Annotated in this window: 21 protein-coding genes and 1 tRNA gene; 13 read left to right on the forward strand and 9 right to left on the reverse strand. The window is 72.4% G+C overall.

What is annotated here, in order from left to right:
• From SLV14N_RS31490 to SLV14N_RS31505, 4 genes are all read right to left on the reverse strand, one after another.
• Positions 1–1,494, reverse strand: a complete 1,494-nt coding sequence (locus tag SLV14N_RS31490; RefSeq protein ID WP_208685640.1) for an SUMF1/EgtB/PvdO family nonheme iron enzyme — start codon at positions 1,492–1,494, stop codon at positions 1–3.
• A gap of 1 nt (position 1,495) precedes the next feature.
• Positions 1,496–1,897: a hypothetical protein gene (locus SLV14N_RS31495; RefSeq protein WP_208685642.1), complete on the reverse strand. Its 402-nt coding sequence runs from the start codon at positions 1,895–1,897 to the stop codon at positions 1,496–1,498.
• 75 nt (positions 1,898–1,972) lie between these two features.
• On the reverse strand, positions 1,973–2,914 hold the full coding sequence (locus SLV14N_RS31500) for a pseudouridine synthase (RefSeq protein ID WP_208685645.1): 942 nt from the start codon (positions 2,912–2,914) through the stop codon (positions 1,973–1,975).
• A gap of 147 nt (positions 2,915–3,061) precedes the next feature.
• Positions 3,062–3,146, reverse strand: a tRNA-Leu gene (locus SLV14N_RS31505).
• 308 nt (positions 3,147–3,454) lie between these two features.
• Here SLV14N_RS31505 and SLV14N_RS31510 point away from each other — a divergent pair.
• The 3 genes from SLV14N_RS31510 (at position 3,455) to SLV14N_RS38675 (ending at position 6,117) form a co-directional block, all read left to right on the forward strand.
• A complete protein-coding gene (locus SLV14N_RS31510) occupies positions 3,455–4,780 on the forward strand; it encodes a M20/M25/M40 family metallo-hydrolase (protein ID WP_208685646.1) in 1,326 nt (441 codons plus the stop codon).
• Between the two features lie 142 nt (positions 4,781–4,922).
• On the forward strand, positions 4,923–5,156 hold the full coding sequence (locus tag SLV14N_RS31515; protein WP_208685648.1) for a chaplin: 234 nt from the start codon (positions 4,923–4,925) through the stop codon (positions 5,154–5,156).
• 172 nt (positions 5,157–5,328) lie between these two features.
• Positions 5,329–6,117 carry a chaplin gene (locus tag SLV14N_RS38675; protein ID WP_208685650.1) on the forward strand — a complete coding sequence of 263 codons (789 nt, stop codon included), beginning with the start codon at positions 5,329–5,331 and terminating at the stop codon, positions 6,115–6,117.
• 86 nt (positions 6,118–6,203) lie between these two features.
• Here SLV14N_RS38675 and SLV14N_RS31530 read toward each other — a convergent pair whose 3' ends face one another.
• A complete protein-coding gene (locus tag SLV14N_RS31530) occupies positions 6,204–6,392 on the reverse strand; it encodes a DUF5703 family protein (protein ID WP_085927031.1) in 189 nt (62 codons plus the stop codon).
• A 47-nt stretch (positions 6,393–6,439) separates the two neighbouring features.
• Here SLV14N_RS31530 and SLV14N_RS31535 point away from each other — a divergent pair, with 47 nt between their 5' ends.
• On the forward strand, positions 6,440–7,114 hold the full coding sequence (locus SLV14N_RS31535; RefSeq protein ID WP_018087811.1) for a hypothetical protein: 675 nt from the start codon (positions 6,440–6,442) through the stop codon (positions 7,112–7,114).
• 138 nt (positions 7,115–7,252) lie between these two features.
• Here SLV14N_RS31535 and SLV14N_RS31540 read toward each other — a convergent pair whose 3' ends face one another.
• Positions 7,253–9,964 (reverse strand): helix-hairpin-helix domain-containing protein, encoded by a 2,712-nt coding sequence (locus SLV14N_RS31540; protein ID WP_208685653.1) that lies wholly within the window; start codon positions 9,962–9,964, stop codon positions 7,253–7,255.
• A complete protein-coding gene (locus tag SLV14N_RS31545) occupies positions 9,961–10,944 on the reverse strand; it encodes an aldo/keto reductase (RefSeq protein WP_026169306.1) in 984 nt (327 codons plus the stop codon). The genes SLV14N_RS31540 and SLV14N_RS31545 overlap by 4 nt, the downstream gene beginning before the upstream one ends.
• Positions 10,945–11,071: 127 nt before the next feature.
• Between SLV14N_RS31545 and SLV14N_RS31550 the strand changes: the two genes are divergently transcribed.
• Positions 11,072–12,127, forward strand: a complete 1,056-nt coding sequence (locus tag SLV14N_RS31550) for an LLM class F420-dependent oxidoreductase (RefSeq protein ID WP_018087808.1) — start codon at positions 11,072–11,074, stop codon at positions 12,125–12,127.
• Positions 12,128–12,397: 270 nt separating this feature from the next.
• The gene (locus SLV14N_RS31555; protein ID WP_208685655.1) at positions 12,398–13,186 is read left to right on the forward strand and encodes a ferritin-like domain-containing protein; all 789 of its coding nucleotides are present in this window, start codon (positions 12,398–12,400) and stop codon (positions 13,184–13,186) included.
• A gap of 34 nt (positions 13,187–13,220) precedes the next feature.
• Here the strand turns inward: SLV14N_RS31555 and corA are convergent, their stop codons facing one another.
• Positions 13,221–14,207, reverse strand: coding sequence for a magnesium/cobalt transporter CorA (gene corA, locus SLV14N_RS31560; RefSeq protein ID WP_208688188.1), 987 nt, complete (start codon positions 14,205–14,207; stop codon positions 13,221–13,223).
• A gap of 67 nt (positions 14,208–14,274) precedes the next feature.
• Between corA and SLV14N_RS31565 the strand changes: the two genes are divergently transcribed.
• The 4 genes from SLV14N_RS31565 to mshC all read left to right on the forward strand — a co-directional run bounded on the left by SLV14N_RS31565 (position 14,275) and on the right by mshC (position 17,934).
• Positions 14,275–14,973 (forward strand): histidine phosphatase family protein, encoded by a 699-nt coding sequence (locus SLV14N_RS31565; RefSeq protein ID WP_208685657.1) that lies wholly within the window; start codon positions 14,275–14,277, stop codon positions 14,971–14,973.
• A gap of 120 nt (positions 14,974–15,093) precedes the next feature.
• A complete protein-coding gene (locus SLV14N_RS31570; RefSeq protein WP_078518492.1) occupies positions 15,094–15,684 on the forward strand; it encodes a DUF3090 domain-containing protein in 591 nt (196 codons plus the stop codon).
• A 5-nt stretch (positions 15,685–15,689) separates the two neighbouring features.
• Entirely contained in the window at positions 15,690–16,574 is an 885-nt protein-coding gene (locus tag SLV14N_RS31575; RefSeq protein ID WP_259670570.1) for an SCO1664 family protein, read from the forward strand.
• A gap of 130 nt (positions 16,575–16,704) precedes the next feature.
• Positions 16,705–17,934, forward strand: a complete 1,230-nt coding sequence (gene mshC / locus SLV14N_RS31580) for a cysteine--1-D-myo-inosityl 2-amino-2-deoxy-alpha-D-glucopyranoside ligase (RefSeq protein ID WP_208685659.1) — start codon at positions 16,705–16,707, stop codon at positions 17,932–17,934.
• Between the two features lie 164 nt (positions 17,935–18,098).
• Here the strand turns inward: mshC and SLV14N_RS31585 are convergent, their stop codons facing one another.
• Positions 18,099–19,217: a PAC2 family protein gene (locus tag SLV14N_RS31585; RefSeq protein ID WP_208685661.1), complete on the reverse strand. Its 1,119-nt coding sequence runs from the start codon at positions 19,215–19,217 to the stop codon at positions 18,099–18,101.
• A 267-nt stretch (positions 19,218–19,484) separates the two neighbouring features.
• Here SLV14N_RS31585 and SLV14N_RS31590 point away from each other — a divergent pair, with 267 nt between their 5' ends.
• Genes SLV14N_RS31590 through SLV14N_RS31600 form a run of 3 tightly spaced genes read left to right on the forward strand, consistent with a single transcriptional unit; the run spans position 19,485 to position 22,704 of the window.
• A complete protein-coding gene (locus SLV14N_RS31590; protein ID WP_263273335.1) occupies positions 19,485–20,822 on the forward strand; it encodes an enolase C-terminal domain-like protein in 1,338 nt (445 codons plus the stop codon).
• Positions 20,819–21,616 (forward strand): SDR family NAD(P)-dependent oxidoreductase, encoded by a 798-nt coding sequence (locus SLV14N_RS31595; RefSeq protein ID WP_263272026.1) that lies wholly within the window; start codon positions 20,819–20,821, stop codon positions 21,614–21,616. Before SLV14N_RS31590 ends, SLV14N_RS31595 begins: the two co-directional genes overlap by 4 nt.
• A 56-nt stretch (positions 21,617–21,672) precedes the next feature.
• The gene (locus SLV14N_RS31600; RefSeq protein WP_263272028.1) at positions 21,673–22,704 is read left to right on the forward strand and encodes a sugar ABC transporter substrate-binding protein; all 1,032 of its coding nucleotides are present in this window, start codon (positions 21,673–21,675) and stop codon (positions 22,702–22,704) included.
• The last annotated feature ends 1 nt before the right edge of the window (position 22,705 follow it).

Genomic DNA, 22,705 nt, shown 5'->3' on the forward strand with positions numbered 1-22,705 from the left:
TCACATGTCGCCGGCGCACCGGAATCCGACGTTCCCGCGGCACTCGACCGGTGACCGTGGCGACAGTTGCTCCCGCAGCCGCGCCGCGGGGGTGTCAAAGGCCCCGCCGCGCAACACCGGCGCCCCCCTGTCGTCCACGCAGATGTCCCAGACGTTACCGAGCAGATCGCCGATGTTGTACGGGTTCGGTGGGAATTCCCCGACCGGGGTCAACGCGGCATGACTGCCGCGGAAGTTGACCCGGCCCGCCGCGAGGTCCTCGCGCCACCACTCCCCGGGCCGCCCGGCCCGCGCGGCCAGCGCCCACTCCGCCGCGGTCGGCAGCCGCAGCGGTACGCCCATCCGGCGGCCCGCCCAGGCCAGGTAGGCGCGGGCCGCGGAGAAGCTCACCGCGACCACCGGGTGATCGTCGCGCCCCGCCGGACAGTCCGGACCGCTCCAGCCCTCCAGGTAGTTGTCGTCCACGTCCGTGCCCGCCGCCCGCGCGGCCGCCGGGAGCCAGCGCCCGTTCTCCGGATCGCGGAGGAAGGCACCGAACTGCGCATGGGTCACCGGGTACCGGCCCAGCCGCACCGTCAGCGTCTCCGTGAGCGCGACCGGGACCAGCTGCGGCCACCCGGCCTCCGGCCCGCCGTCCGGCGGCCGCACCCGCGCCGGGGGTGCCACGCGGCCGCCCGAGGGCCCCCCGGCTGCCGCCCGCGCCGGAACCCGCGGTGGAGCGCCCTGGCCGTGGCGCCGCACGGCCGTGGCCCCGGCGCGATTGCGGAACAGACAGATCTCCCCGGCGGTCTGACGGGTGCTCTGCTGCGGCAGCGGCCGGGACTTCGCGGTGAGCGCCGCGGTCAGCTCCTCGAAGAGCGCCGACATGCTTAGCGGGTCGGACCGCCCCGGCACCCCGGCCTCGACGAGACGGATCAGCTCCCCGGTGAACGCGGTGTACGTCTCTCCCGGCGGGGCCAGTGCCTGACGAGTCGCGGCGGTGGCGGTGAGCACACATGCGCCCTCGACGGCGACCGCGGGCGCGACATCCGGCCCCCGCATCAGGCCCTCCAGCGCCAGACCGCTCCAGCAGCAGTCCAGAATCACCACTTTCCGCCGGGCCGTGGGCCGCCCGCCCGACGGGTGGAGCAGGACCGACCGCAGCTCCTCGTACCGCAGTGCCGTGTACGACGGACCCGGGTGCGACCACGGCAGCGCGAGGTGAAGCTCTCCCGAATGCGGATCGACCAGACCATGCCCGGCGTAGTACACCACCACGGTGTCGCTCGCCTCCGCGGTGGCGTCCTCCACCGCCTTCAGGATCGCCTCCCGCGACGCCTGCCGCAGTACGGTGCACCGCTCGCCGTCCAGCCCCCAGACCGCCGGATCCCCGCACAGCTCCCGCAGCCGGCCGACGTTGTTCGCCACCGCCGGAATGTCGTCCAGCTCGGTATACGCATGGGTGCCGATCAGGACGGCGCGCGAGCGGGACGGGTCGGACAGCGCTCCCGCCAACTCACCGGTCCTGCCTGCCGGGCCGGTCCGCCGGCGCCCCGCCGCCGGCCTCCGGGGCGTCACCCTCGCCGAGCGCCCGCAGCACCCGTGCGACGGCCTCGGGGTCCCCGCTGTCGACCGTCACCCGGACCTCCCCGCGGGTGAGGTGTACGCGGTCGCGGCGCGGACGGGTGCTGCGCCAGCCGGCCACCGCCACCACCAGCGAGGCCAGCTGCACCCCGCTGTCGAACACCGCCTCGATGGCCTCCAGCACCGGCCCCATGGGCCCCGGCGCCGCCGCGCGCCGCACCGGCGACAGGCCGGCCCCGGCCCGCACCTCGGGATCGGCGCTCAGCCACTTGAACAGTGACTGCGCCCCCTCACCGGCCTCCGAGTCCCGCTCGACCTCGATCCGTACCCGCACCGCCGCCCCCGCCGCCGTCCGTGAACCCCGTCAGAGCGGTCAGCATAAGCGGCGCCCCGCACCCAGGTCTCACGATCACGCGATCGGGCCGTCGGCCCACTCCGCCAGCCGCAGCCGGCTCTCGAACCGCCGCACGCGGCCGTCCGCCGGATCGGTGAACTCCAGGACCTTCGCGAGCAGTTGCAGCGGCGCGCTGAAGTCGTCCGGGGCCGGGTCCCCGACCACCGGATAGACCGGGTCGTGGAGGATCGGCAGCCCGAGGCCGTTCATATGGACCCGCAGCTGATGGGTACGGCCGGTCGCGGGCAGCAGCCGGTACCGCCCGAGCCCGCCCCGCCGCTCGACCAGCTCGATCCGGCTCTCCGCATTGGCCGCACCGGCCTCCTCGCGCGCGGCCATCACCCCGCGCTCCTTCACGATCCGGCTGCGCACGGTCACCGGCAGTCCCACCGCCCCGTCGTACGGCGCCACCGCCTCGTACTCCTTGCGCACCCGCCGTCCGCTGAACAGATTCTGGTAGGCGCCCCGGTCCTCGGGCCGTACGACGAACAGCGCCAGCCCCGCCGTCAGCCGGTCGAGCCGGTGCGCGGGCTGCAGCGCGGGCAGCCCGAGATCACGCCGCAGCCGCGCCAGCGCGGTCTCGGTGATGTGCCGCCCGCGCGGTGTGGTGGCGAGAAAGTGCGGTTTGTCGGCGATCACGATCCGCTCGTCCCGGTGGACGATCCCCACCTCGAACGGCACCGGCACCTCCGGCGCGAAGTCCCGGTGGAACCACACATACCGCCCGGCCGCATACGGCTCGCCCCCGCTCAGCGCCCCGTCTAGCCCGACGAACCGCCCCGCGCCCAGCATGGCGTCCACCCGCCCCGCCCCGATCGCCCCCTGGAACCGGTCGACAAGATGGTCCCGGACCGTGCCCCACACCCCCTCCGGATCGGCGGGCAGCCGCACCCGTACGGGATCGATCCCCTCACGCTGGGGGAGCGGGGCGGGGGGAACCGGGGATCTGCGTCTCACCAGCCAAGAGAACACCGGCCCGGCCGTGGCCTCAAGTCGGCACGGAACGGGACCGGGCGCGGACCCTGGCCCCCGCGGGCCAGAGGGGTGCAAAACGATCAACGCCCGCCCCGGCCGAGAGGCCGGGGCGGGCGTTGATGAGCAAAGTGTCCGAGGGGGGACTTGAACCCCCACGCCCGATAAAGGGCACTAGCACCTCAAGCTAGCGCGTCTGCCATTCCGCCACCCGGACAAGGTGTCTGCCGGTGCGGCCTGGGCCGTTCCGACGTGGAAAACAATAGCAAACATCCGAGGGTGGTCGATCACCCGCACATGTGGCCGGATGCGGGCCTGTGACCAGGGCATGTCGGGAGTATTGCGGCCTTGGGCACAGCGGGCGACGGGTGGAGGATGGCAGTGGACCCCCGCCGCGGGTCGCGCTCCTTTGGGCGTGCCATGCGGCCGTGAACACAGAGGAGGCACTGTGATCGAGCTCCGCGAGCGAACCAGGGAAGGGTGCGAGCCCCGCGAATGCGGAGCCGAGCGAATCGAGGTTTCGGCATGAGTGAGGCGCAGCCGCCGCGCACGGTCACCGGTGAGGACGAGGTGGTCGACCTGTGCCGGGACCTGATCAGGATGGACACCAGCAACTACGGCGACCACTCGGGCCCGGGTGAGCGGGCCGCCGCCGAGTACGTCGCGGAGAAGCTCGCCGAGGTCGGCCTGGAGCCGCAGATCTTCGAGTCCCACAAGGGCCGTGCCTCGACCGTCGCCCGGATCGAGGGCGTGGACCGCTCACGGCCCGCGCTGCTGATCCACGGCCACACCGACGTCGTCCCGGCCAACGCCGACGACTGGACCCATCACCCCTTCTCCGGCGAGATCGCCGACGGCTGTGTCTGGGGCCGCGGCGCGGTCGACATGAAGGACATGGACGCGATGACGCTGGCGGTCGTCCGCGACCGGCTGCGCACCGGACGCAAGCCCCCGCGCGACATCGTGCTGGCGTTCCTCGCGGACGAGGAGGCGGGCGGCACCTACGGCGCGCGCTACCTCGTCGACCACCATCCGCACCTCTTCGAGGGGGTCACGGAGGCGATCAGCGAGGTCGGCGGCTTCTCCTTCACCGTCAACGAGCAGGTCCGGCTCTATCTCATCGAGACGGCCCAGAAGGGCATGCACTGGATGAAGCTGACCGTGGACGGCAACGCCGGTCACGGTTCGATGATCCACAAGGACAACGCCATCACCGAACTGTCCGAGGCCGTCGGGCGGTTGGGCCGGCACGAGTTCCCGGTGCGGGTGACGAAGACCCTGCGGTCCTTCCTCGACCAGCTCGGGGACGCCCTGGGCACCGAACTCGACCCGGAGGACATGGACGCCACGCTGGCGAAGCTCGGCGGCATCGCCAAGCTGATCGGCGCCTCGCTCAAGAACACCGCCAACCCCACGCAGCTGGGCGCCGGTTACAAGGTCAATGTCATCCCGGGCCAGGCCACCGCGCATGTCGACGGCCGGTTCCTGCCGGGCTACGAGGAGGAGTTCCTGGCCGACCTGGACCGGCTCCTGGGCCCGCGGGTCAAGCGCGAGGACGTCCATGCGGACAAGGCGCTGGAGACCACCTTCGACGGTGCGCTGGTCGAGGCCATGCAGTCGGCGCTGCAGGCCGAGGATCCGATCGCGCGGGCGGTGCCGTACATGCTCTCCGCCGGCACGGACGCCAAGTCCTTCGACGACCTCGGGATCCGCGGATTCGGCTTTGCCCCGCTGAAGTTGCCGCCGGAGCTGGACTTCGCAGGGATGTTCCACGGTGTGGACGAGCGGGTGCCGGTGGACGGACTGAAGTTCGGGGTGCGGGTGCTCGATCGGTTCATCGAGCAGAGCTGAATTCGGCGCGGATTTCCTGCCTTTCGCGCCGGCTTCGCTGAAAAGAGTGAACGCACCGATGTGTTCGTAGCTTGAACGGCATTTTCCTCGTTGCAGTCAGTGCGGTCCGCGGCTGGGATCGTATTGGCTACAAGGAGGAATAATGATCAAGAAGGTCGTCGCTGCTGCGGCAGTCGCTGGTGGCGTCGTACTCGCCGGTGCGGGCCTGGCCGTTGCCGACTCGGGTGCCCAGGGTGCGGCCCAGAACTCCCCGGGTGTGGTGTCCGGCAACTCCATTCAGGTTCCGGTCCAGGTCCCGGTGAACGCGTGCAGCAACACGATCTCCGTGATCGGGCTGCTGAACCCCGCCTTCGGTGCCGGCTGCGTCAACAAGTGACCTTCTGACGTCCTTTGGCGTTGTATTTACACCCGTAAGGGTCCGACTCGGCTCGGCTCTGGAGGCGTGCCATGCAATCCGGAGCCGCTGAGTATTTCGGCGGGCGGGTGGATCTTTCCGAAGACCACCACTCGTCCGTATTCCTGTAAGGCACTAGGCAGGGGAACAACCTATGAGACAGGTCGCACGAAAGGGCCTGATCACCGCGGCCGCAGCCAGTGGCGTACTCGCCATGGCCGCCGGCTACGCACACGCCGACGCGGGAGCCGCCGGAGGCGCGGCGCATTCGCCGGGCGTGGGATCCGGCAACAATGTTCAGGTACCGGTCCATGTGCCGGTGAACGCCTGCGGTAACACCGTCAATGTCGTCGGGCTGCTGAACCCCGCGTTCGGCAACCGCTGCGCCAACGATGGCGGTGGCAGGCACCTCGGTGGTCAGCACCACCAGGGCGGGCACACGGGCGCCGGCGCCGCCGGCAGCACCTCGAACTCGCCCGGTGTCGTGTCGGGCAACAATGTCCAGGCTCCGGTCGACGTACCGGTGAACGCCTGCGGCAACCAGGTCTCGGGAGGCGGGCTGCTCAACCCGTCCTTCGGCAACCACTGCGCCAACGGGTCGTCGTCGACCCCGGCCAGGCCGCAGCACCCCGGCAAGCCGCACGAGCCCGGCAAGCCCCACCACCCGGGTAAGCCGCACGAGCCGAGCAAGCCGCACCACCCGGGTAAGCCGCACCACCCCGGCAAGCCCCACCAGCCGGGCACGCCGGGTCAGCAGACCCCGCACAAGCCGGGTACGAAGCCGCAGACCGGGGGGCCCAGCCAGCAGGTGACGCCCTCCAAGCCCGTCGGGCACCTCGCGCAGACCGGTGCGGGGTCGATCGGCTACGCGGTTCCGGCCAGCGCCGGGCTGCTGCTCGGTGGCGCCTTGATCTACCGCAAGACGCGCGCCGCCCGCCGGTGACCAGCAGCAGATAGCCCACCGGCAGATCACCGAGCGGGCCCCGTCGAGGCGGGGCCCGCTCTGCTGCGCTCAGATCCCGGTGGCGCTCACCACGTGGCGCGGAGCTGGCGGATGATCCGGCGGCGCAGCCGCACCTTACGGCTCCCGTCGGGGTTCAGACGCAGGCGGTCCAACTCCCAGTGTCCGTACTCGGCATGGTCGGTCAGCAGGCGTGTGGCAGCGTTCCGGGAGACTCCCCGGGGCACATACACATCGCAGAATTCGTATTCCGGCATCGCATCTATTGTGCGGGACCGGCCCCGGTACGGATAGCGTCTGCACTATGTCTGATGCTGCGCAGCCTTCCGCTGCCGAGGTACGTGCCGCCGCCGAGGCGGTCAAAGCCGCGCTGGACCGTCACCTCGACGCGGTCGAACGCCGCTCGGGGCAGGATGATCCGGCCGTGTACGCCGCGTTCGACGAGCTCGCCGCGGCGGCTGAGGTCTATGACGAGCTGCTCTACGACACCTACGACGAGGTCACCCCCTTCGAGATCCCCGGAAACGAGGCGCTGCCCGCTTACGCGGGCCCGGAAGAGCCGAGTGCGCTGAGCGTGCTGATCCGGCGCGACTACACCGTCGCCGCACCGCAGCGGCTGCTGCATCAGGCACAGCGCATCGCCGATCTCGATCCGGACGCCGCCGACGAGGCGGCGGGTCCCGCCGCCGATGCCGCCGCGGTCGTCGGCACCAGCGTGCATGCGGCGCTCGGCGTCCTCTTCGGGGAGTTCGAACCGGACGAGATCGCCTCCCGGCACAAGGAGTTCGGCCTGGAGGAGGGCGATTCCACGCTGTGGGTGGCGGCCGCCGACGAGCCTGCCGAGCCGGGGGAGTGGCTGTCCGCACCGTTCGACCAGGCGGATCCCCAGCGGGTGGTGTGCCGCTTCGACGTCAGCGCGGTCTTCGACGAGGAACTGGGCGAGGACGACCTGATGGAGCCCCTCGACCGCGAACGGTGAGGGCGGCGCCGGGGTGCCGTGTGCCGCACCGGCACTGCCTCCTGGCCCGTACGCCGCTGCCCCGGCCCGTCAGCAGTTTCTGCGACGGGCCGGGGCAGCGGCGTATACGGGTCGTGCGGAGGGCGCCGGGCCCCGGGCTCAGCCGGCCGCCGACGGCTCCTCGGTGGTCTGCACGCTCTGCTGCAGCAGGCTGCGCAGCCGGGTGGTGCGCTCCTTGACGGGCACCTCGGCGACCGCGCGGGCCAGCGCCTGGTCGGCGCCCTGGACGACCGACAGATGCCGCTCGCCGCGGCTGAAGGCCGTGTAGACCCAGGCGCGGGTCAGCCCGCCGGTGGCGTCCCCGGGCAGCACGACCACCGCGGCGGGCCAGCGTGTTCCGGCCGCCTGATGGGCGGTGAGTGCCCAGCCGTGGCGTACGGCTCCCGCGCCGACCTGCTCGCGCGGCACCACGACCGCGGAGCCGTCGCAGTCGAGATGCAGCCCGGCCGCGTCCGCGCCGGTGACCGTGCCGGGGACCGTGCGGCCCGGCGCCGGGGCGTAGGCCACGCGGTCGCCGGGGTCGAAGCCGCCGAACCGGCCGGGGCCGGGATTGAGCCGTTCCTTGAGGGCGGCATTGAGCGCGCGGGTGCCGGCCGCGCCGCCGTGGCCGACCGTGATGACCTGCGTGTGGTCCGCGGGGACACCGAGCGCCCGGGGCACGGAGTCGGCGACCAGCTGGACGGTGCGGTGCACCGCCTCGCCGGCATCCCGCACCGGGACGATCACCACTTCCTTGCCGGGCGCCTCGACCTGGCTCAGCTCCCCGATGCCGATGCCCGACACCAGCTCACCGATCGGACCGAAGTCCGGGGTACGGGAGGCGATCTGCGGACAGAACCGGGCCGCGAGCAGATCGGCGAACAGCCGGCCGGGACCGGCGGACCACAGCACGCCCGGATCGCCGCTGAGCACCAGCCGGGTCCCGTCGGTCAGCGACTCGACGAGCAGCGCCGCGGTCTCCAGATCCAGCTGCGGTGCGTCCAGCACGACCAGCAGATCGAGCGCGAGGGCGCCGTCCGCGTCCCGTCCCGGGCCCTCCCGGCCGGACAGCAGGCCCGAGACGGTCACCGCTGCCGCGGCGGGGTCCGCGGAGCCGGTGGCCGCGGCGTCGGGAGCGCACTCGGTGAGGTGCGCGGCCAGGCGGCGGCGGCCGTTCCCGGTGTGGGTGGCGCCGAAGGCCCGCAGCCCCAGTGAGCGGGCCGCGGCGATCAGCGCGGCCGGTTCGGCGCGGGCCGCCTCGGCGCCGGTGTGGGCCACCAGGCCGCTGTGCGCGGCGGCACGGATGAGCTCCGCGGCCGACGGCGACGGTGCGGCGGCCGCCGCGGCCTCCCAGGCGGCGGCGGAGGGACGGACGGGACGGGGGGCCGGGACGTCGTCGGTGGGGGTGTCGGTGGCGGGGGCCGCGGCGGCGCTCTCCTCGGCCGCGGTCCCGTCGTCGGTGACCGGCTCCGCGTCGGCCGTGGTGTCGTCGCCGGCCTCGGCCGACGCCGTGTCCTGCACCGGCTCCGCCACCGCTTCGAAGGTGTTGAGCAGCCGTGCCAGACCGTCGGCGACGCTCTCCTCGGCCATCGCGAACCGGTCCAGGCCGAGCAGGACCCGGACCGGCTGCTCTTCCTCCTCGTCGTCGCCCGTGGCCGGACGCGCCCGGCCCGGCTCCTCGATCGCGTCCTGGAAGACCAGCACCGCACCGTCCGCGATGGCGGACTGCAGGGCGTCATCGGGGTCGGGCACCGCGCGCTGGGCAAGGGCCGCGCGCAACGCGGCGGCCTCCAGGGCGGAGTGGCCCGCGAGCGCGGCCTGTTCCAGCAGCCAGCCGACCAGCGCCTGTGCGCGCCGCTCGTCGCCCGGCCCGCAGGCGGCGCCGAGCAGCGCCCGCGCAAAGCCGTCGGCCTGCTCGGGGCGCACCCCGGGCACACCGAGCAGCAGCCAGGGGTCCTCACTCAATGCCTCGGCGGCCCGCTCACCGAGCACCTCCGCGGCCTGCTCGGCCAGCGTCTCGGGGGCACCGCCCGCCGTCAGGACCTGCCGTACGCCCTCGACCCCGGGGGCGGCGGGCACGGCGGGGCGGGGAGCGGGGGCGGGACCGGTGGCTGCCGGTGCGGCGGCGGGGCCCGTGGCGCCGCCGTCCGGGACGCCCGGACGGGCCGGGCCGCCGGTCTGCTGAGCGGTGGGCTGCCGGGCGACCTCCGGGGCCGGGCCCGCGGGGCCGCTCTGCGGGGCGTCCTTGGGCGGCGGGGCGGCGGGTGCGGCCGGCTTGGCGGGGCGGGGGGCGTCGTTGAAGAACGAAGCGGCCGAGCGCTCACCGCTCTCCACGGCCCGCACCGCCGCCGCCAGCGCATCCGCGGTCGCCTTGGCCGCTCCGGACGCCGGGCTCTCCTTCGGGACAGCGGGGGTCGGAGCCTTGCCGTCCGCACCGGCACCCGCAGCCTCGGGCTCCGCACCGCGAGCCGCAGCGTCGGATTCCGAGCCGGGAGCGGGAGCCCCGGCCTCCGACCCGGGAAGCGAAGCCCCGGTATCCGCGCCGGGAGCCGGAGCCCCGGCCTCCGTACCCGCAGCCCCGGCTTCCGAGCCGGAATCGGGAGCCCCGGATTCCGCCCCGGCGGCCGGAGCCCCGGCCTCCGCACCCGAATCCGGAGTCCCGGCCTCCGCCCCGGGCGCCTCGGCCGCTGCCCCCTCGTTCGCCGTCGCGTCATCGCCGGGCGCGGCCGCGCCTCCCGGTGCCGTCGCGTCATCGGGCGTCTGGGCCTCCGCGGTGCCGGGCGCGGCCTCCTGCCCGGGCGGGGTTTCGCCGGCGAGGCGGTCGGTACTCACAGCGTGCTCCAGTCGTGATCGGGGTAGTGGTGCACCGGCGCCGAAACATCGTCCAGCGCCCGGCGGATCTCGTCAGGAAGACTAAGGGTCTCCACTGACAATGCGGCTCTGAGCTGCTGCGCTGTGCGGGCGCCCAGAATCGGCGCGGTCACTCCGGGGCGGTCGCGGACCCAGGAGAGCGCGACCTGGAGCGGGGTGACGGCCAGTCCGTCGGCGGCGGTGGTGACCGCTTCGACGACCCGGCTCGCCGTCTCGTCGAGATAGGGCGCGACGAACGCCGCCAGATGGTCCGAGGCGCCACGGGAGTCGGCCGGTGTCGCATGGCGGTACTTGCCGGTCAGCACCCCCCGGCCGAGCGGCGACGACGGCAGCAGGCCGATACCGAGGTCGAGGGCCGCGGGCAGCACCTCCCGCTCGATGCCGCGCTGCAGGAGGGAGTACTCCATCTGTGTGCTCGCGAGACGGTTGCGTACCCCGGGCGCCGCGAGCTGCCAGGTGCCGGCCTTGGCGAGCTGCCAGCCGGAGAAGTTCGACAGCCCCACATAGCGTGCCCGGCCGCTGGCGACGGCGAGGTCGAGGGCCTGCAGCGTCTCCTCCAGCGGTGTGTGCGGATCGAAGGCGTGCAGCTGCCACAGGTCCACGTAGTCGGTGCCCAGCCGCTCCAGCGAGGCGTCCAGGGCGGCGAGCAGATGGCGCCGGGAGCCGTCGACCCGGCGATCCGCCTCCAGAACGCTGCCGGCCTTGGTGGCGATCACCAAGTCCTCGCGTGGAACGAGCCCTTCCGTCAGCCGGCCCAGGAGGTATTCGGCGCCGCCGTCGGCGTAGATGTCGGCGGTGTCCACGAGGCTTCCGCCGGCCTCCCAGAACGCCTTGAGCTGGTCGGCGGCTTCCTGCTCGTCCGTGTCACGGGCCCAGTTCAGGGTGCCGAGCCCGAGGCGGGTCACACGCAGGCCCGTACGGCCGAGGTGCCTTTGCTCCATGAGCCTTGAGATTACTGGGCCCAAGCCGGCATCAGGGGACCTGTGGACAACCCGGCGATGACAGCCGGCGCGGCTGGGGGCTACAGTCCCCGGAACAGCGACGTTACTGATGGGTAAGGGGAGCGGCATGAGGCTTGGCATCAACCTCGGCTACTGGGGCGCCGGGATGGACTCCGACAATCTCGCGGTGGCACAGGAGGCCGACCGCCTCGGCTACTCCGTCTGCTGGGCCGCGGAGGCCTATGGCTCCGACGCCGCCACCGTGCTCTCCTGGGTCGCTGCCCAGACCGAGCGGATCGACATCGGTTCGGCGATCTTCCAGATCCCGGCGCGTACGCCCGCGATGACCGCGATGACGGCCGCGACCCTGGACTCGCTCTCCGGGGGCCGGTTCCGGCTGGGCCTCGGCGTCTCGGGGCCGCAGGTGTCCGAGGGCTGGTACGGCGTCAAGTTCGACAAGCCGCTGGCGCGCACCCGCGAGTACGTGGACATCGTCCGCAAGGCGATGTCGCGCGAGCGGCTGTCCTACGAGGGCGAGCACTGGACGCTGCCGCTGCCGGGCGGTCCGGGCAAGCCGCTGAAGCTCACGGTGCACCCGCAGCGCGAGCACATCCCGCTCTACATCGCCGCGATCGGCCCCAAGAACCTCCAGCAGACTGGTGAGATCGCCGACGGTGCGCTGCTGATCTTCCCCTCGGCCGACCACCTGGAGGAGACCGCGGTCTCGCACCTCCGGGCCGGCCGCGAGAAGGCGGGCAAGACCCTGGACGGCTTCGACATCTGTCCGACGCTGCCGCTGGCCGTCGGCGCGGACAAGGACGTCAGCGCGCTGGCCGACATGTTCCGTCCGTACACCGCGCTCTACGTCGGCGGTATGGGCAGCCCCAAGCAGAACTTCTACAACCAGCTCGCACAGCGCATGGGCTACGGCAAGGAAGCCGCCGAGATCCAGGAGAAGTACCTGTCCGGCGACAAGGAAGGCGCCGCCGCCGCGATCCCGGAGCAGCTGATCGACCAGACCACGCTGCTCGGCTCCGTCGAGCGGATCGCCGAGCGGATGCAGGCCTACGCGGCGGCCGGGGTGACCACGCTGACGCTGGCCCCGGCGGGCTTCTCCCTGGAGGACCGGCTGGCGTCGCTGCGGGCCGGTACCGAGGCCCTGGAGCGCGCCGGTCTGGCGTAACGCCCTACGGGGGCGCCGGGCTCGTCCGCCCGCACCCGGCCGGCGCCCGGAGCGCCGGCCGGCGAAGCCCCGCGGCCGTGGTGGGGGCTCGGGGGTCTTCCCCACCACGGCCGTCAGGCAGCACAACGCCGCCACGGGCACGCTGGTTACGCCCGCAACGGGGGCAACACCTCCCCCGAACGGCCGAACGGACCGCCGCTCCGGTTGCCGCGCACGGAACACCCCAATTGACTTTTCCTTTACGGGTGTGTCCCTTCGGAGGTGGCATAGATGCTCTCGGCCCGAAGTCTGTTCCAGGAGATCATCGACAACGACGACTCCTTCCGCCTGTTCTGTTCCATCGCGGCCAGCGGCGAGGCACAGGGCGGCTGGGAGAACGGCCGGATCGCCGCGCTGCTGCCCGCGTCCCTGCGTGAGCTGGCGCCCAAGGTCACCCGGCACGGCGCCGACGAGGACAAACACGGCCGGATCTTCCAGGCCCTGATGCGCAGGCGCGGACTGACGCCGACCGAGGTCCCGGTGGAGACCGACTACACCGCGCTGCTGGAGCGGCGGGGCATCGGTCTGGCGCACGACAAGCTGCGCCGCGACGAGCCGCTCACCGAGCTCGACATCATCACGTACCTCGCCCACAGCCGGGTCACCGAAGAGCGCGCCGCCGGCCAGATGGAGCTGCTCACCAAACACTTCGGCAACCACCCCGAGCTGGGCAAGGCGGTCCGGATGATCTCCCACGACGAGGGCAACCACCTCGCGTACTGCCACGAGGAGCTGCTGCGGCTGGCCCGTGCCGGGCACGGCCGCACCATCCAGCGGATCCTGCGGGAGTGCGCCCATGCCGAGATCGTCGTCTACCGGGACGTCAGCCTGGCGGTGATGGCCCACATGGGCCGCATCCTGAGGTGGCCGACGGTGAAGTCCGTCGTGCTCGCGGCCGGGATCCGGGCGGTGTACGGCTATGAGCGGCTGGCCGGCTGGCGGCGGATGGTCAGCCTCCGGATGCCCGAGCGGCGGAACGCGCTGGGCGGACCGGCCACCTCCGAGCCGGAGTTCGCCTGAGCGGACCGGGCCCACATCCCGCGGTATCCCGGTGTCACAGCCAGCCGCGGCGCTTGAACAGCCGGTACAGCGACACCTCGATGATGACCATCACCCCCAGGATCACCGGATACCCCAGGTCCCACTTCAGCTCCGGCATGCTGTCGAAGTTCATGCCGTAGATGCCGGCGATCAGAGTGGGGACGGCCGCCAGCGCCGCCCAGGCCGAGATCTTGCGCATGTCGTCGTTCTGCCGCACGCCCATCTGCGCGAGGTGGGCGGAGAGAATGTCCGACAACAGCCGGTCCAGGCCCTCCACCGACTCGTTGGCGCGGGTGAGGTGGTCGTCGACATCGCGGAAGAACGGCCGGGCGTGCGCGTGCACGAACGGCACCCCGGGGTTCTGCAGACGGGTCATCGGCTCCGCCAACGGACCGGTCGCCCGGCGGAATTCGAGCACCTCGCGCTTGAACGCATAGATCTCGGCGGCGGTGTTCTTGGTGTCCTTGCCGCGTACCGGAGCGAACACCTCCGCCTCCAACTCCTCCAGGTCCAGCTGGAGTTCGGCGGCCACCTCGATGTAGTGGTCCACCACCGCGTCACTGACCGCGTACAGCACCGCCCCCGGACCGTGCCGCAGGATCTCCGGGTGCTCCTCCAGCCGGTGCCGCACCGCCGCCAGCGGGCTGGCCTCCCCGTGCCGGACGGTGACGACGAACGCGTCACCCACGAAGACCATCAGCTCCGACGCGGTCACCGTGTCGGCCCGGTCGTCGTAGGTGACCGGCTTCAGCACCATGAACAGCGAGTCGTCGTAGACCTCCAGCTTGGGCCGCTGATGCGCCTTGAGCGCGTCCTCGACGGCCAGCGGGTGCAGCGCGAATTCGGACCGGACGCGCGCGAACTCCTCCTCCGTCGGCTCGTACATCCCCAGCCACAGGAAGGAGTGCCCCTCGGCCCGCGCCTCCTCCAGGGCGTGGGAGAAGTCCGTCGCGCACTCGGTGCGACGGCCCTCCCGGTAGATGGCGCTGTCGACGATCACACCGGCATTCTCGCGCGTTGCCCGGCCACCTGCCAGGAAGGCGTACGGGGAACGTAGGGTGGCGGTCATGCCCACGCTGATCCTGGTGCGGCACGGCCGCTCCACCGCCAATACCGCCGGGGTGCTCGCCGGGCGGGCGCCCGGAGTCGCTCTCGACGAGCGCGGCGCCGCCCAGTCCGCCGCGCTGCCCGCACGGCTGGCGCAGGTGCCGCTGACCGCCGTCGTCTCCAGCCCGCTGCAGCGCTGCCGGGAGACCGTGGCGCCGCTGCTGGACACCCGGCCGTGGCTCACCCTGCACATCGAGGACCGGATCAGCGAATGCGACTACGGCGAGTGGTCGGGCCGGAAACTCGCCGAACTGAGCGACGAGCCGCTGATGGAGATCGTCCAGCAGCACCCATCCGCGGCCGCCTTCCCCGGCGGTGAGTCGATGCGCGCGATGCAGGCCCGCGCGGTGGACGCGGTACGCGACTGGAACGCCCGGATCGAGGAGGCACACGGCCCCGAGGCGACCTACGCCATGTGCTCGCACGGCGACATCATCAAATCCCTGGTCGCCGACGCGCTGGGCATGCACCTCGACCTCTTCCAGCGGATCTCCGTCGAGCCCTGTTCCGTCACCGCGATCCGCTACACCCGGCTGCGCCCCTACCTCGTCCGGCTCGGGGACACCGGTGATTTCGGATCGCTCGCGCCGCGGGACGAGGGCGGCGCCGCGGCGGCCGAGCGGGACGCGGCAGTCGGCGGTGGTGCGGGAGCAGCGTGATCAGTCGGCGCAGTAGGGTGGTGCGACGGCGCTGCCCGCCACGCCCCTGCGATCCGCGCAGTGACCGCAGGACGTGCAGCGACCGCAGTGACCCCGCAGTCGAGCAATCGGAGCAGGACGTTGTCCCGTCAGGTGTTCTTCTACGACGCGCCGGACCGCTTTGTGGCCGGTACGGTCGGGCTGCCTGGCCGCCGTAGCTTCTACCTCCAGGCCACCGCGGCCGGCCGCACCACCAGCGTCGCCCTGGAGAAGACTCAGGTCGCCGCCCTCGCCGAGCGGATCGACGAGCTGCTGGACGAGGTCGTACGGCGCAGCGGCGGCAACGCCCCGGTGCCCGCCGTCTCGCCCGCCGAGCTGAGCGACACCGCGCCGCTGGAATCGCCGGTCGAGGAGGAGTTCCGGGTCGGCACGATGGCGCTCGCCTGGGACGGCGAGGACGAGCGGATGATCGTCGAGGCGCAGGCCCTGGTCGAGCTGGACGCGGACAGCGAAGAGGACCTCGCCGACGCCGAGGAGCGGCTGCTCCAGGACGACGAGAACGGCCCGCCGATGCTCCGGGTGCGCCTCACCGGGACCATGGCCAGGGCGTTCGCCAAACGGGCGCTGGAGGTCGTCAACGCCGGCCGCCCGCCGTGCCCCCTGTGCAGCCTGCCGCTCGACCCGGAGGGACACGTATGCCCGCGCCAGAACGGATACCGGCGGGACGCCTGAGCGCCATGGAGTCCGCCGCAGAGCCCGCCGCGCCGCTGCCCGGTCCCGCGCGGCCGCAGGACCCGCCGGCGGCCGCACCGGAGCCCGCCGGTGACCCCTCGGACGCCCTGCTCGCCGAAGGGGAGCTGACCGTCCGCGGCCGCATCCAGGAAGCCTCCAACGCGGTGCTCTACTGCACGGTCGCCCTCGACGGCCGCAGCGCCGCCTGTGTCTACAAGCCCGTCGCCGGCGAGCGCCCGCTGTGGGACTTCCCCGACGGCACGCTCGCCCAGCGTGAGGTTGCCGCGTACGAGATCTCCCGGGCCTGCGGCTGGGACCTGATCCCTCCGACGGTGCTGCGGGACGGCCCGTACGGCACCGGTATGGTCCAGGACTGGATCGGTCCGCCGGAGAGCAGCGACGAGGTGCCCGAGCTGCTGGCGCTGGTGGAGGACGAGGAACCGGGGCCCGGCTGGAAGGCGGTCGGCCTCGCCCAGATCGGCGAGGGCCGCACCGCGCTGCTGGTGCACGCCGACCATCCGCGGCTGCGGCGGCTCGCGGTGCTCGACGCGGTGATCAACAACGGTGACCGCAAGGGCGGTCATCTGCTGCCCGGCGCCGACGGGGAGTTCTTCGCCATCGATCACGGGGTGACGTTCAACGCCGAGGACAAGCTGCGCACGCTGCTGTGGGGGTGGGCGGGGGAGCCGCTGACCGACGAGGCGCTGGAGGTCCTGCGGGGCCTGCAGCGGGCGCTGGAGGAGGACCGGCCGCTCGCCGCCCGACTGGCCGAACTGATCACGGACGTCGAGATCGAGGCGTTGCGGGCGCGGGTGGCGGGGCTGCTGGACAGCGGCCGGCACCCGGAGCCGAGCGGCGAATGGCCCGCGATCCCCTGGCCACCCGTCTGAATCCACCGGGGATCCGTGCCGCATCGCCGGTGCTCCCTTGCATGTTCGGCCGTCGAACACAAGACCGCCTTTCCGGCCAGACCTCCGGTCCGGTTCGTATGCGGAACATCCGTCCGGTTACGCTCAAGGCATGCATGCATGGCCCGCTTCTGAGGTCCCCGCCCTGCCTGGCCAGGGCCGCGACCTGAGGATCCACGACACCGCGACCGGCGGACGGGTAACCCTCGACCCCGGTCCCGTCGCCCGTATCTACGTCTGCGGCATCACGCCGTACGACGCCACCCACATGGGGCACGCGGCGACCTACAACGCGTTCGACCTGGTTCAGCGCGTGTGGCTCGACACGAAGCGCCAAGTGCACTACGTGCAGAACGTCACCGATGTCGACGATCCGCTCCTGGAGCGGGCCGTGGCCACCGGCGATGACTGGACGGCGCTCGCCGAGCGCGAGACGGCCCTCTTCCGCGAGGACATGACGGCCCTGCGGATGCTGCCGCCCCGCCACTACATAGGCGCCGTCGAGTCGATACCCGGCATCGTCCCGCTGGTGGAGCGGCTGCGCGACGCCGGCGCCGCCTACGAACTGGACGGCGACATCTACTTCTCCGTCGAGTCCGACCCGCACTTCGGCGAGGTCTCCGGGCTGGACGCCGAGGCGATGCGGCTGCTGTCCGCCGAACGCGGCGGCGACCCGGAGCGCGAGGGCAAGAAGAACCCGCTCGACCCGATGCTGTGGATGGCCGCCCGCGAGGGCGAGCCGAGCTGGGACGGCGCCTCGCTGGGCCGCGGCCGGCCCGGCTGGCACATCGAGTGTGTCGCCATCGCCCTGGACCACCTCGGTATGGGCTTCGATGTCCAGGGCGGCGGCTCCGACCTCGCCTTCCCGCACCACGAGATGGGCGCCTCGCACGCCCAGGCGCTCACCGGCGAGCACCCGTTCGCCAAGGCGTATGTGCACGCCGGGATGGTGGCCCTGAACGGCGCGAAGATGTCCAAGTCCAAGGGCAACCTCGTCTTCGTCTCCACAGTGCGGCGCGACGGAACCGACCCGGCCGCGATCCGGCTGGCGCTGCTCGCGCACCACTACCGCGCCGACTGGGAGTGGACCGACGCGGTGCTGGAAGAGGCCGCGGAGCGGCTGGCGCGCTGGCGTGCCGCCGTCTCCCGTCCTGACGGACCGTCCGCCGACGCCCTCCTGGAGGAGATCCGTACGGCGCTCGCCGACGATCTGGACTCCCCGGCCGCCCTCGCGGCCGTGGACCGCTGGGCCGCCGCGCAGCAGGACGGGGGCGGCACCGACGAGGGCGCCCCCGGCCTGGTCTCCCGTGCGGTCGACGCGCTGCTCGGCGTGGCCCTGTAACGACCCGTCATCGTCCTTCAGGGGCGCTTCCGCCGGCCGGCGGAAGCGCCCCTTCTCCTTGTGGTTCCCGGACTTACGGCTCCACAAGGGGGAACGCCAGGGGCGCCGCACCGGCCCCTCGGCCGTTCCGGCGCCCTTGGTGTGCCGGGGAGCGGTCCCCGGTCTCAGCTTCCGTTGCCCTCCGGGCCGTCCTCCGGCCTCGGGGAGTCGGCGGAGTCCGCGCCGCCCGACGAGTCCGGGGTCTCCGTGGTGCCGTTGCCCTTGGCCGTGTCCTTCGGGCCCGTCGCCGAGTCCTCGCCGGCCTTCGGCTCGCGGGGCTCCTTGGGCACCGGGCGGGGCGGACGGGTGCGGCCGCCGGCGGTGTCGCGGAGGTAGGAGCTGTCGCGGCCGTCGGCGAGCCCGCCTTCCGTCGCCACGCCGGGACCGGACTGCGGGTCGCGGCGGCGCAGATAGCGCTCGAACTCGCGGGCGATGGCCTCACCGGACGCCTCCGGCAGATCCGCGGTGTCCCGCGCCTCCTCCAGCGACTGGACGTACTCGGCGACCTCGCTGTCCTCGGCGGCCAGTTGGTCCACGCCCAGCTGCCAGGCACGGGCGTCCTCGGTCAGCTCGCCCAGCGGGATGCGGACGTCGAGGAGGTCCTCCAGGCGGTTGAGCAGGGCGAGGCTGGCCTTCGGGTTGGGCGGCTGGGAGACATAGTGCGGCACCGCGGCCCACAGGCTCACCGCGGGGACACCGGCATGGGTGCACGCCTCCTGGAGGATGCCGACGATGCCCGTGGGGCCCTCGTAGCGCGACTCCTCCAGATCGAGCCGGGAGGCCAGATCCGCGTCGGAGGTGACGCCGCTGACCGGCACCGGGCGGGTGTGCGGGGTGTCGCCGAGCAGTGAGCCCAGCACCACCAGCATCTCCACGCCCAACTCATGGGCGAAGCCGAGGATTTCGTTGCAGAACGAGCGCCAGCGCATGCTGGGCTCGATCCCCCGGACCAGGACGAGGTCGCGCTTGCGGCCCTTGCCGTTCGTATCGCCGACGCGGACGACGGAGAGCCGGGTCGTCGGCCAGGTGATCTTGCGTACCCCGCCGTCCAGGAAGACGGTGGGACGGTTCACCTGGAAGTCGTAGTAGTCCTCCGCGTCCAGCGCGGCGAAGACCTCGCCCTTCCATTCCCGGTCGAGATGTGCGACCGCGGCGGAGGCGGCGTCGCCGGCGTCGTTCCAGCCTTCGAACGCAGCCACCATGACCGGGTCGATCAGCTCGGGTACCCCCTCGAGCTCGATCACCCAGCGCCTCCTTCCGACCGGTGCGGCCACCTGGGGCGGCCGCCGGCAGCAGTTCCATTACGTGCGATCCCAAGACTACGGCTTCTGCGGTGCCGGTCCGTAGCCCCTTTGCAGGGAGGGGTAGCAATTCATCCGACCTGTCCCGAGGTTCGTTGGCTCAACTTCCGTACGGGGTCTGGACGCGGTCTTACGCACGGGTCTATACATCGGATGTCCGGGAAAGGTCCGATGTTCTTCCGCAACATCCCAGGGGGCATGCGCATGGCCGTGACCGACACCGTGACCGAGCTCGAGGTCCACGACGTCCGCTTCCCCACCTCGGAGCAGCTCGACGGCTCGGACGCCATGAACCCGGACCCCGACTACTCCGCCGCCTATGTCGTGCTGCACACCGGCAGCGGACCTCAGGGGCACGGCTTCTGCTTCACCATCGGGCGCGGCAACGAGGTCATGGCCGCCGCGATCCGGTCCCTCGCGCCCTACGTCGTCGGCCGCCCCGCCCCCGTCACCGCCGCCGGTCTCGCCGCCCTGCACCACGACCTCACCCACGACTCCCAGCTGCGCTGGCTCGGCCCCGAAAAGGGGGTGATGCAGATGGCGGCCGGAGCGCTGGTCAACGCCGCGTGGGACCTGGCCGCGAGCCGGGCGGGGCTGCCGGTGTGGGAGTTCCTCGCCGCGCTGACGCCCGAGGAACTGGTCTCGCTCGTCGACTTCCGCTACCTCTCCGACGCCCTGACCCACGAGGAGGCGCTGGCCCTCCTGCGTGCCGCCGCACCCGGCCGCGCCGCACGCGCCGCCCGCCTCAAGGCCGAGGGCTACCCCGCGTACACCACCTCGCCCGGCTGGCTCGGCTACGACGACACCAAGCTGGTGCGGCTGGCGAAGCAGGCGGTGGCCGACGGTTTCGGCCAGATCAAGCTGAAGGTGGGTGCCGACCTCGACGACGACAAGCGGCGGCTGCGGCTGGCCAGGGACGCGGTCGGCCCCGGCATCCGGATCGCCGTCGACGCCAACCAGCGCTGGGACGTGGCCGAGGCGGTCCGCTGGATGACCGCGCTGGCGCCCTGGACCCCGCACTGGATCGAGGAGCCGACCAGCCCGGACGACGTCCTGGGGCACGCCGCGGTGCGCTCCGGACAGCCCGTGAAGGTCGCCACCGGTGAGCATGTCGCCAACCGGGTGGTCTTCAAGCAGCTGTTGCAGGCCGGCGCCGTGGACTTCGTACAGATCGACGCGGCACGGGTCGCCGGGGTCAACGAGAACCTCGCGATCCTGCTGCTGGCCGCGAAGTACGGGGTACCGGTGTGCCCGCACGCCGGCGGGGTGGGGCTGTGCGAGCTGGTGCAGCATCTGGCGATGTTCGACTACGTGGCGGTGTCCGGGAGTTGGGAGGACCGGGTCATCGAGTACGTCGACCATCTGCACGACCACTTCAGCGACCCCGTCGTCATCGACCGCGGCCGCTACCGCGCCCCGACCGCGCCCGGCTTCTCGGCCCGGATGAAACCCGGTTCGGTCGCCGCCCACCGCTTTCCCGACGGGCCCGTGTGGCGCGCCCGTCAGCAGCCGCCGAACCACCGGGGCGAGCAGGAGGTCACCGTATGAGCGACGCACCGCGGACCGGGCGCCTCCCGGCCGACTTCGAAGGGATGGCCGCCCTCGTCACCGGCGGCGGCTCCGGCATCGGGGCGGCCACCGCCGCGCTGCTGATGGCGCGCGGCGCGCGGGTCGCCGTCCTGGACCGGGACCCGGCCGGCGCGCCCGCCGGGGCGATCCCGGTCACGGCCGATGTGACCTCCGACGCCGCCGTACGGGCCGCCGTCGGCGAAGCGGTGGAGGAGCTGGGCGCCCTGCATACCCTCGTCGGCAACGCCGGGACCGGCGCCGTCGGCACCGTCGAGGACAACGACGACGCGGAGTGGAGCCGGGTCCTGGACGTCAATGTGCTGGGGCTGGTGCGCACCGCCCGCGCCGCGCTGCCGGCGCTGCGCCGCACCGCCGCCGACGCCCTGGGCCGGGTCTCCATCACCCACACCTGCTCCATCGCCGCCACCGCGGGCCTGCCGCAGCGTGCGCTGTACGGCGCCAGCAAGGGCGCGGTGCTCTCGCTGACCCTCGCGATGGCCGCCGACCACCTCCGCGAGGGCATCCGGGTCAACTGCGTCAACCCGGGCACCGCCGACACCCCGTGGGTCGGCCGGCTGCTGGACCGCGCCGACGACCCGGTCGCCGAACGCGCCGCCCTCCACGCCCGCCAGCCGATGGGCCGGATGGTCACCGCCGACGAAGTCGCCGCCGCCATCGCCTCGTTGGCGTCCCCGTCCGCCTCCGGCATCACTGGGACGGCACTCGCCGTGGACGGGGGAATGCAGGGGGTACGACTGCGGCCCCGTACGTGAACCGGGCCGTCCGGCCGCCCTTCGCCCGTCCGTACACCACGACCAAGGGGCCACCCATGAGATTGCGTACGACCGGCGCGGCGGCCTGCGCCGCGGTGCTCGCCACCGCCGCGCTCGCCGGCTGCAACCGCGGCAGTGACACCGCGGGCGGCAGGATCGGTATCGATATGCCCCGTACGGACACCGACTTCTGGAACTCCTACCAGCAGTACCTGGAAAAGGACCTGGACGACGGCGGCCCGGCCGCGCTGCCGCTGTCCAACTCGCAGAACGACATCGCCAAGGTCGTCTCCAATGTGCAGGCGCTGACCGACCAGGGCGCCAAAGCGATCGTGATGGCGCCGCAGGACACCGGCGCCATCTCCGCGGAGCTCCAGCGCCTGGCGGAGAAGAAGATCCCGGTGGTGAGCGTGGACACCCGCCCCGACGAGGGCAGGGTCTACATGGTCGTACGCGCCGACAACCGCGCCTATGGCGAGAAGTCCTGCGAGTACCTCGGCCGCCAGCTGGGCGGCAGGGGGCGGATCGCCGAACTCCAGGGCGACCTCAGCTCGATCAACGGACGGGACCGCTCCGAGGCGTTCGCGTCCTGCATGAAGAAGAAGTTCCCGAAGATCACCGTGCATGAGCTGGCCACGGACTGGAAGGGCGAGGTCGCCTCCGGCAAGCTGCAGAGCCTGCTCGCCCAGCATCCGGACCTCAACGGCATCTACATGCAGGCCGGCGGCGCGTTCCTGCAGCCGACGCTCGCCCTCCTGGAGCAGAAGAAGCTGCTCAGGCCGGCCGGCTCGGACGGCCACATCACCATCATCTCCAACGACGGCATCCCGGACGAACTGGACGCGATCCGCACCGGGAAGATCGACGCCACCCTCTCCCAGCCCGCCGATCTCTACGCCAAGTACGCGCTGTATTACGCCAAGGCCGGACTGGACGGCAAGACCTTCACGCCGGGACCGACCGATCACGGCTCCACCATCGTGAAGATCAAGAACGGTCTGGAGGACCAGCTGCCGGCGCCCCTGGTCACCAAGGACACCGTCGACGACAAGAAGCTGTGGGCCAATCAGCTCGAGAAGAAGAAGTAGC

This window comes from Streptomyces sp. Je 1-4 4N24 (assembly GCF_026239515.1).
In the GTDB taxonomy this organism is placed as follows: domain Bacteria; phylum Actinomycetota; class Actinomycetes; order Streptomycetales; family Streptomycetaceae; genus Streptomyces; species Streptomyces nigrescens.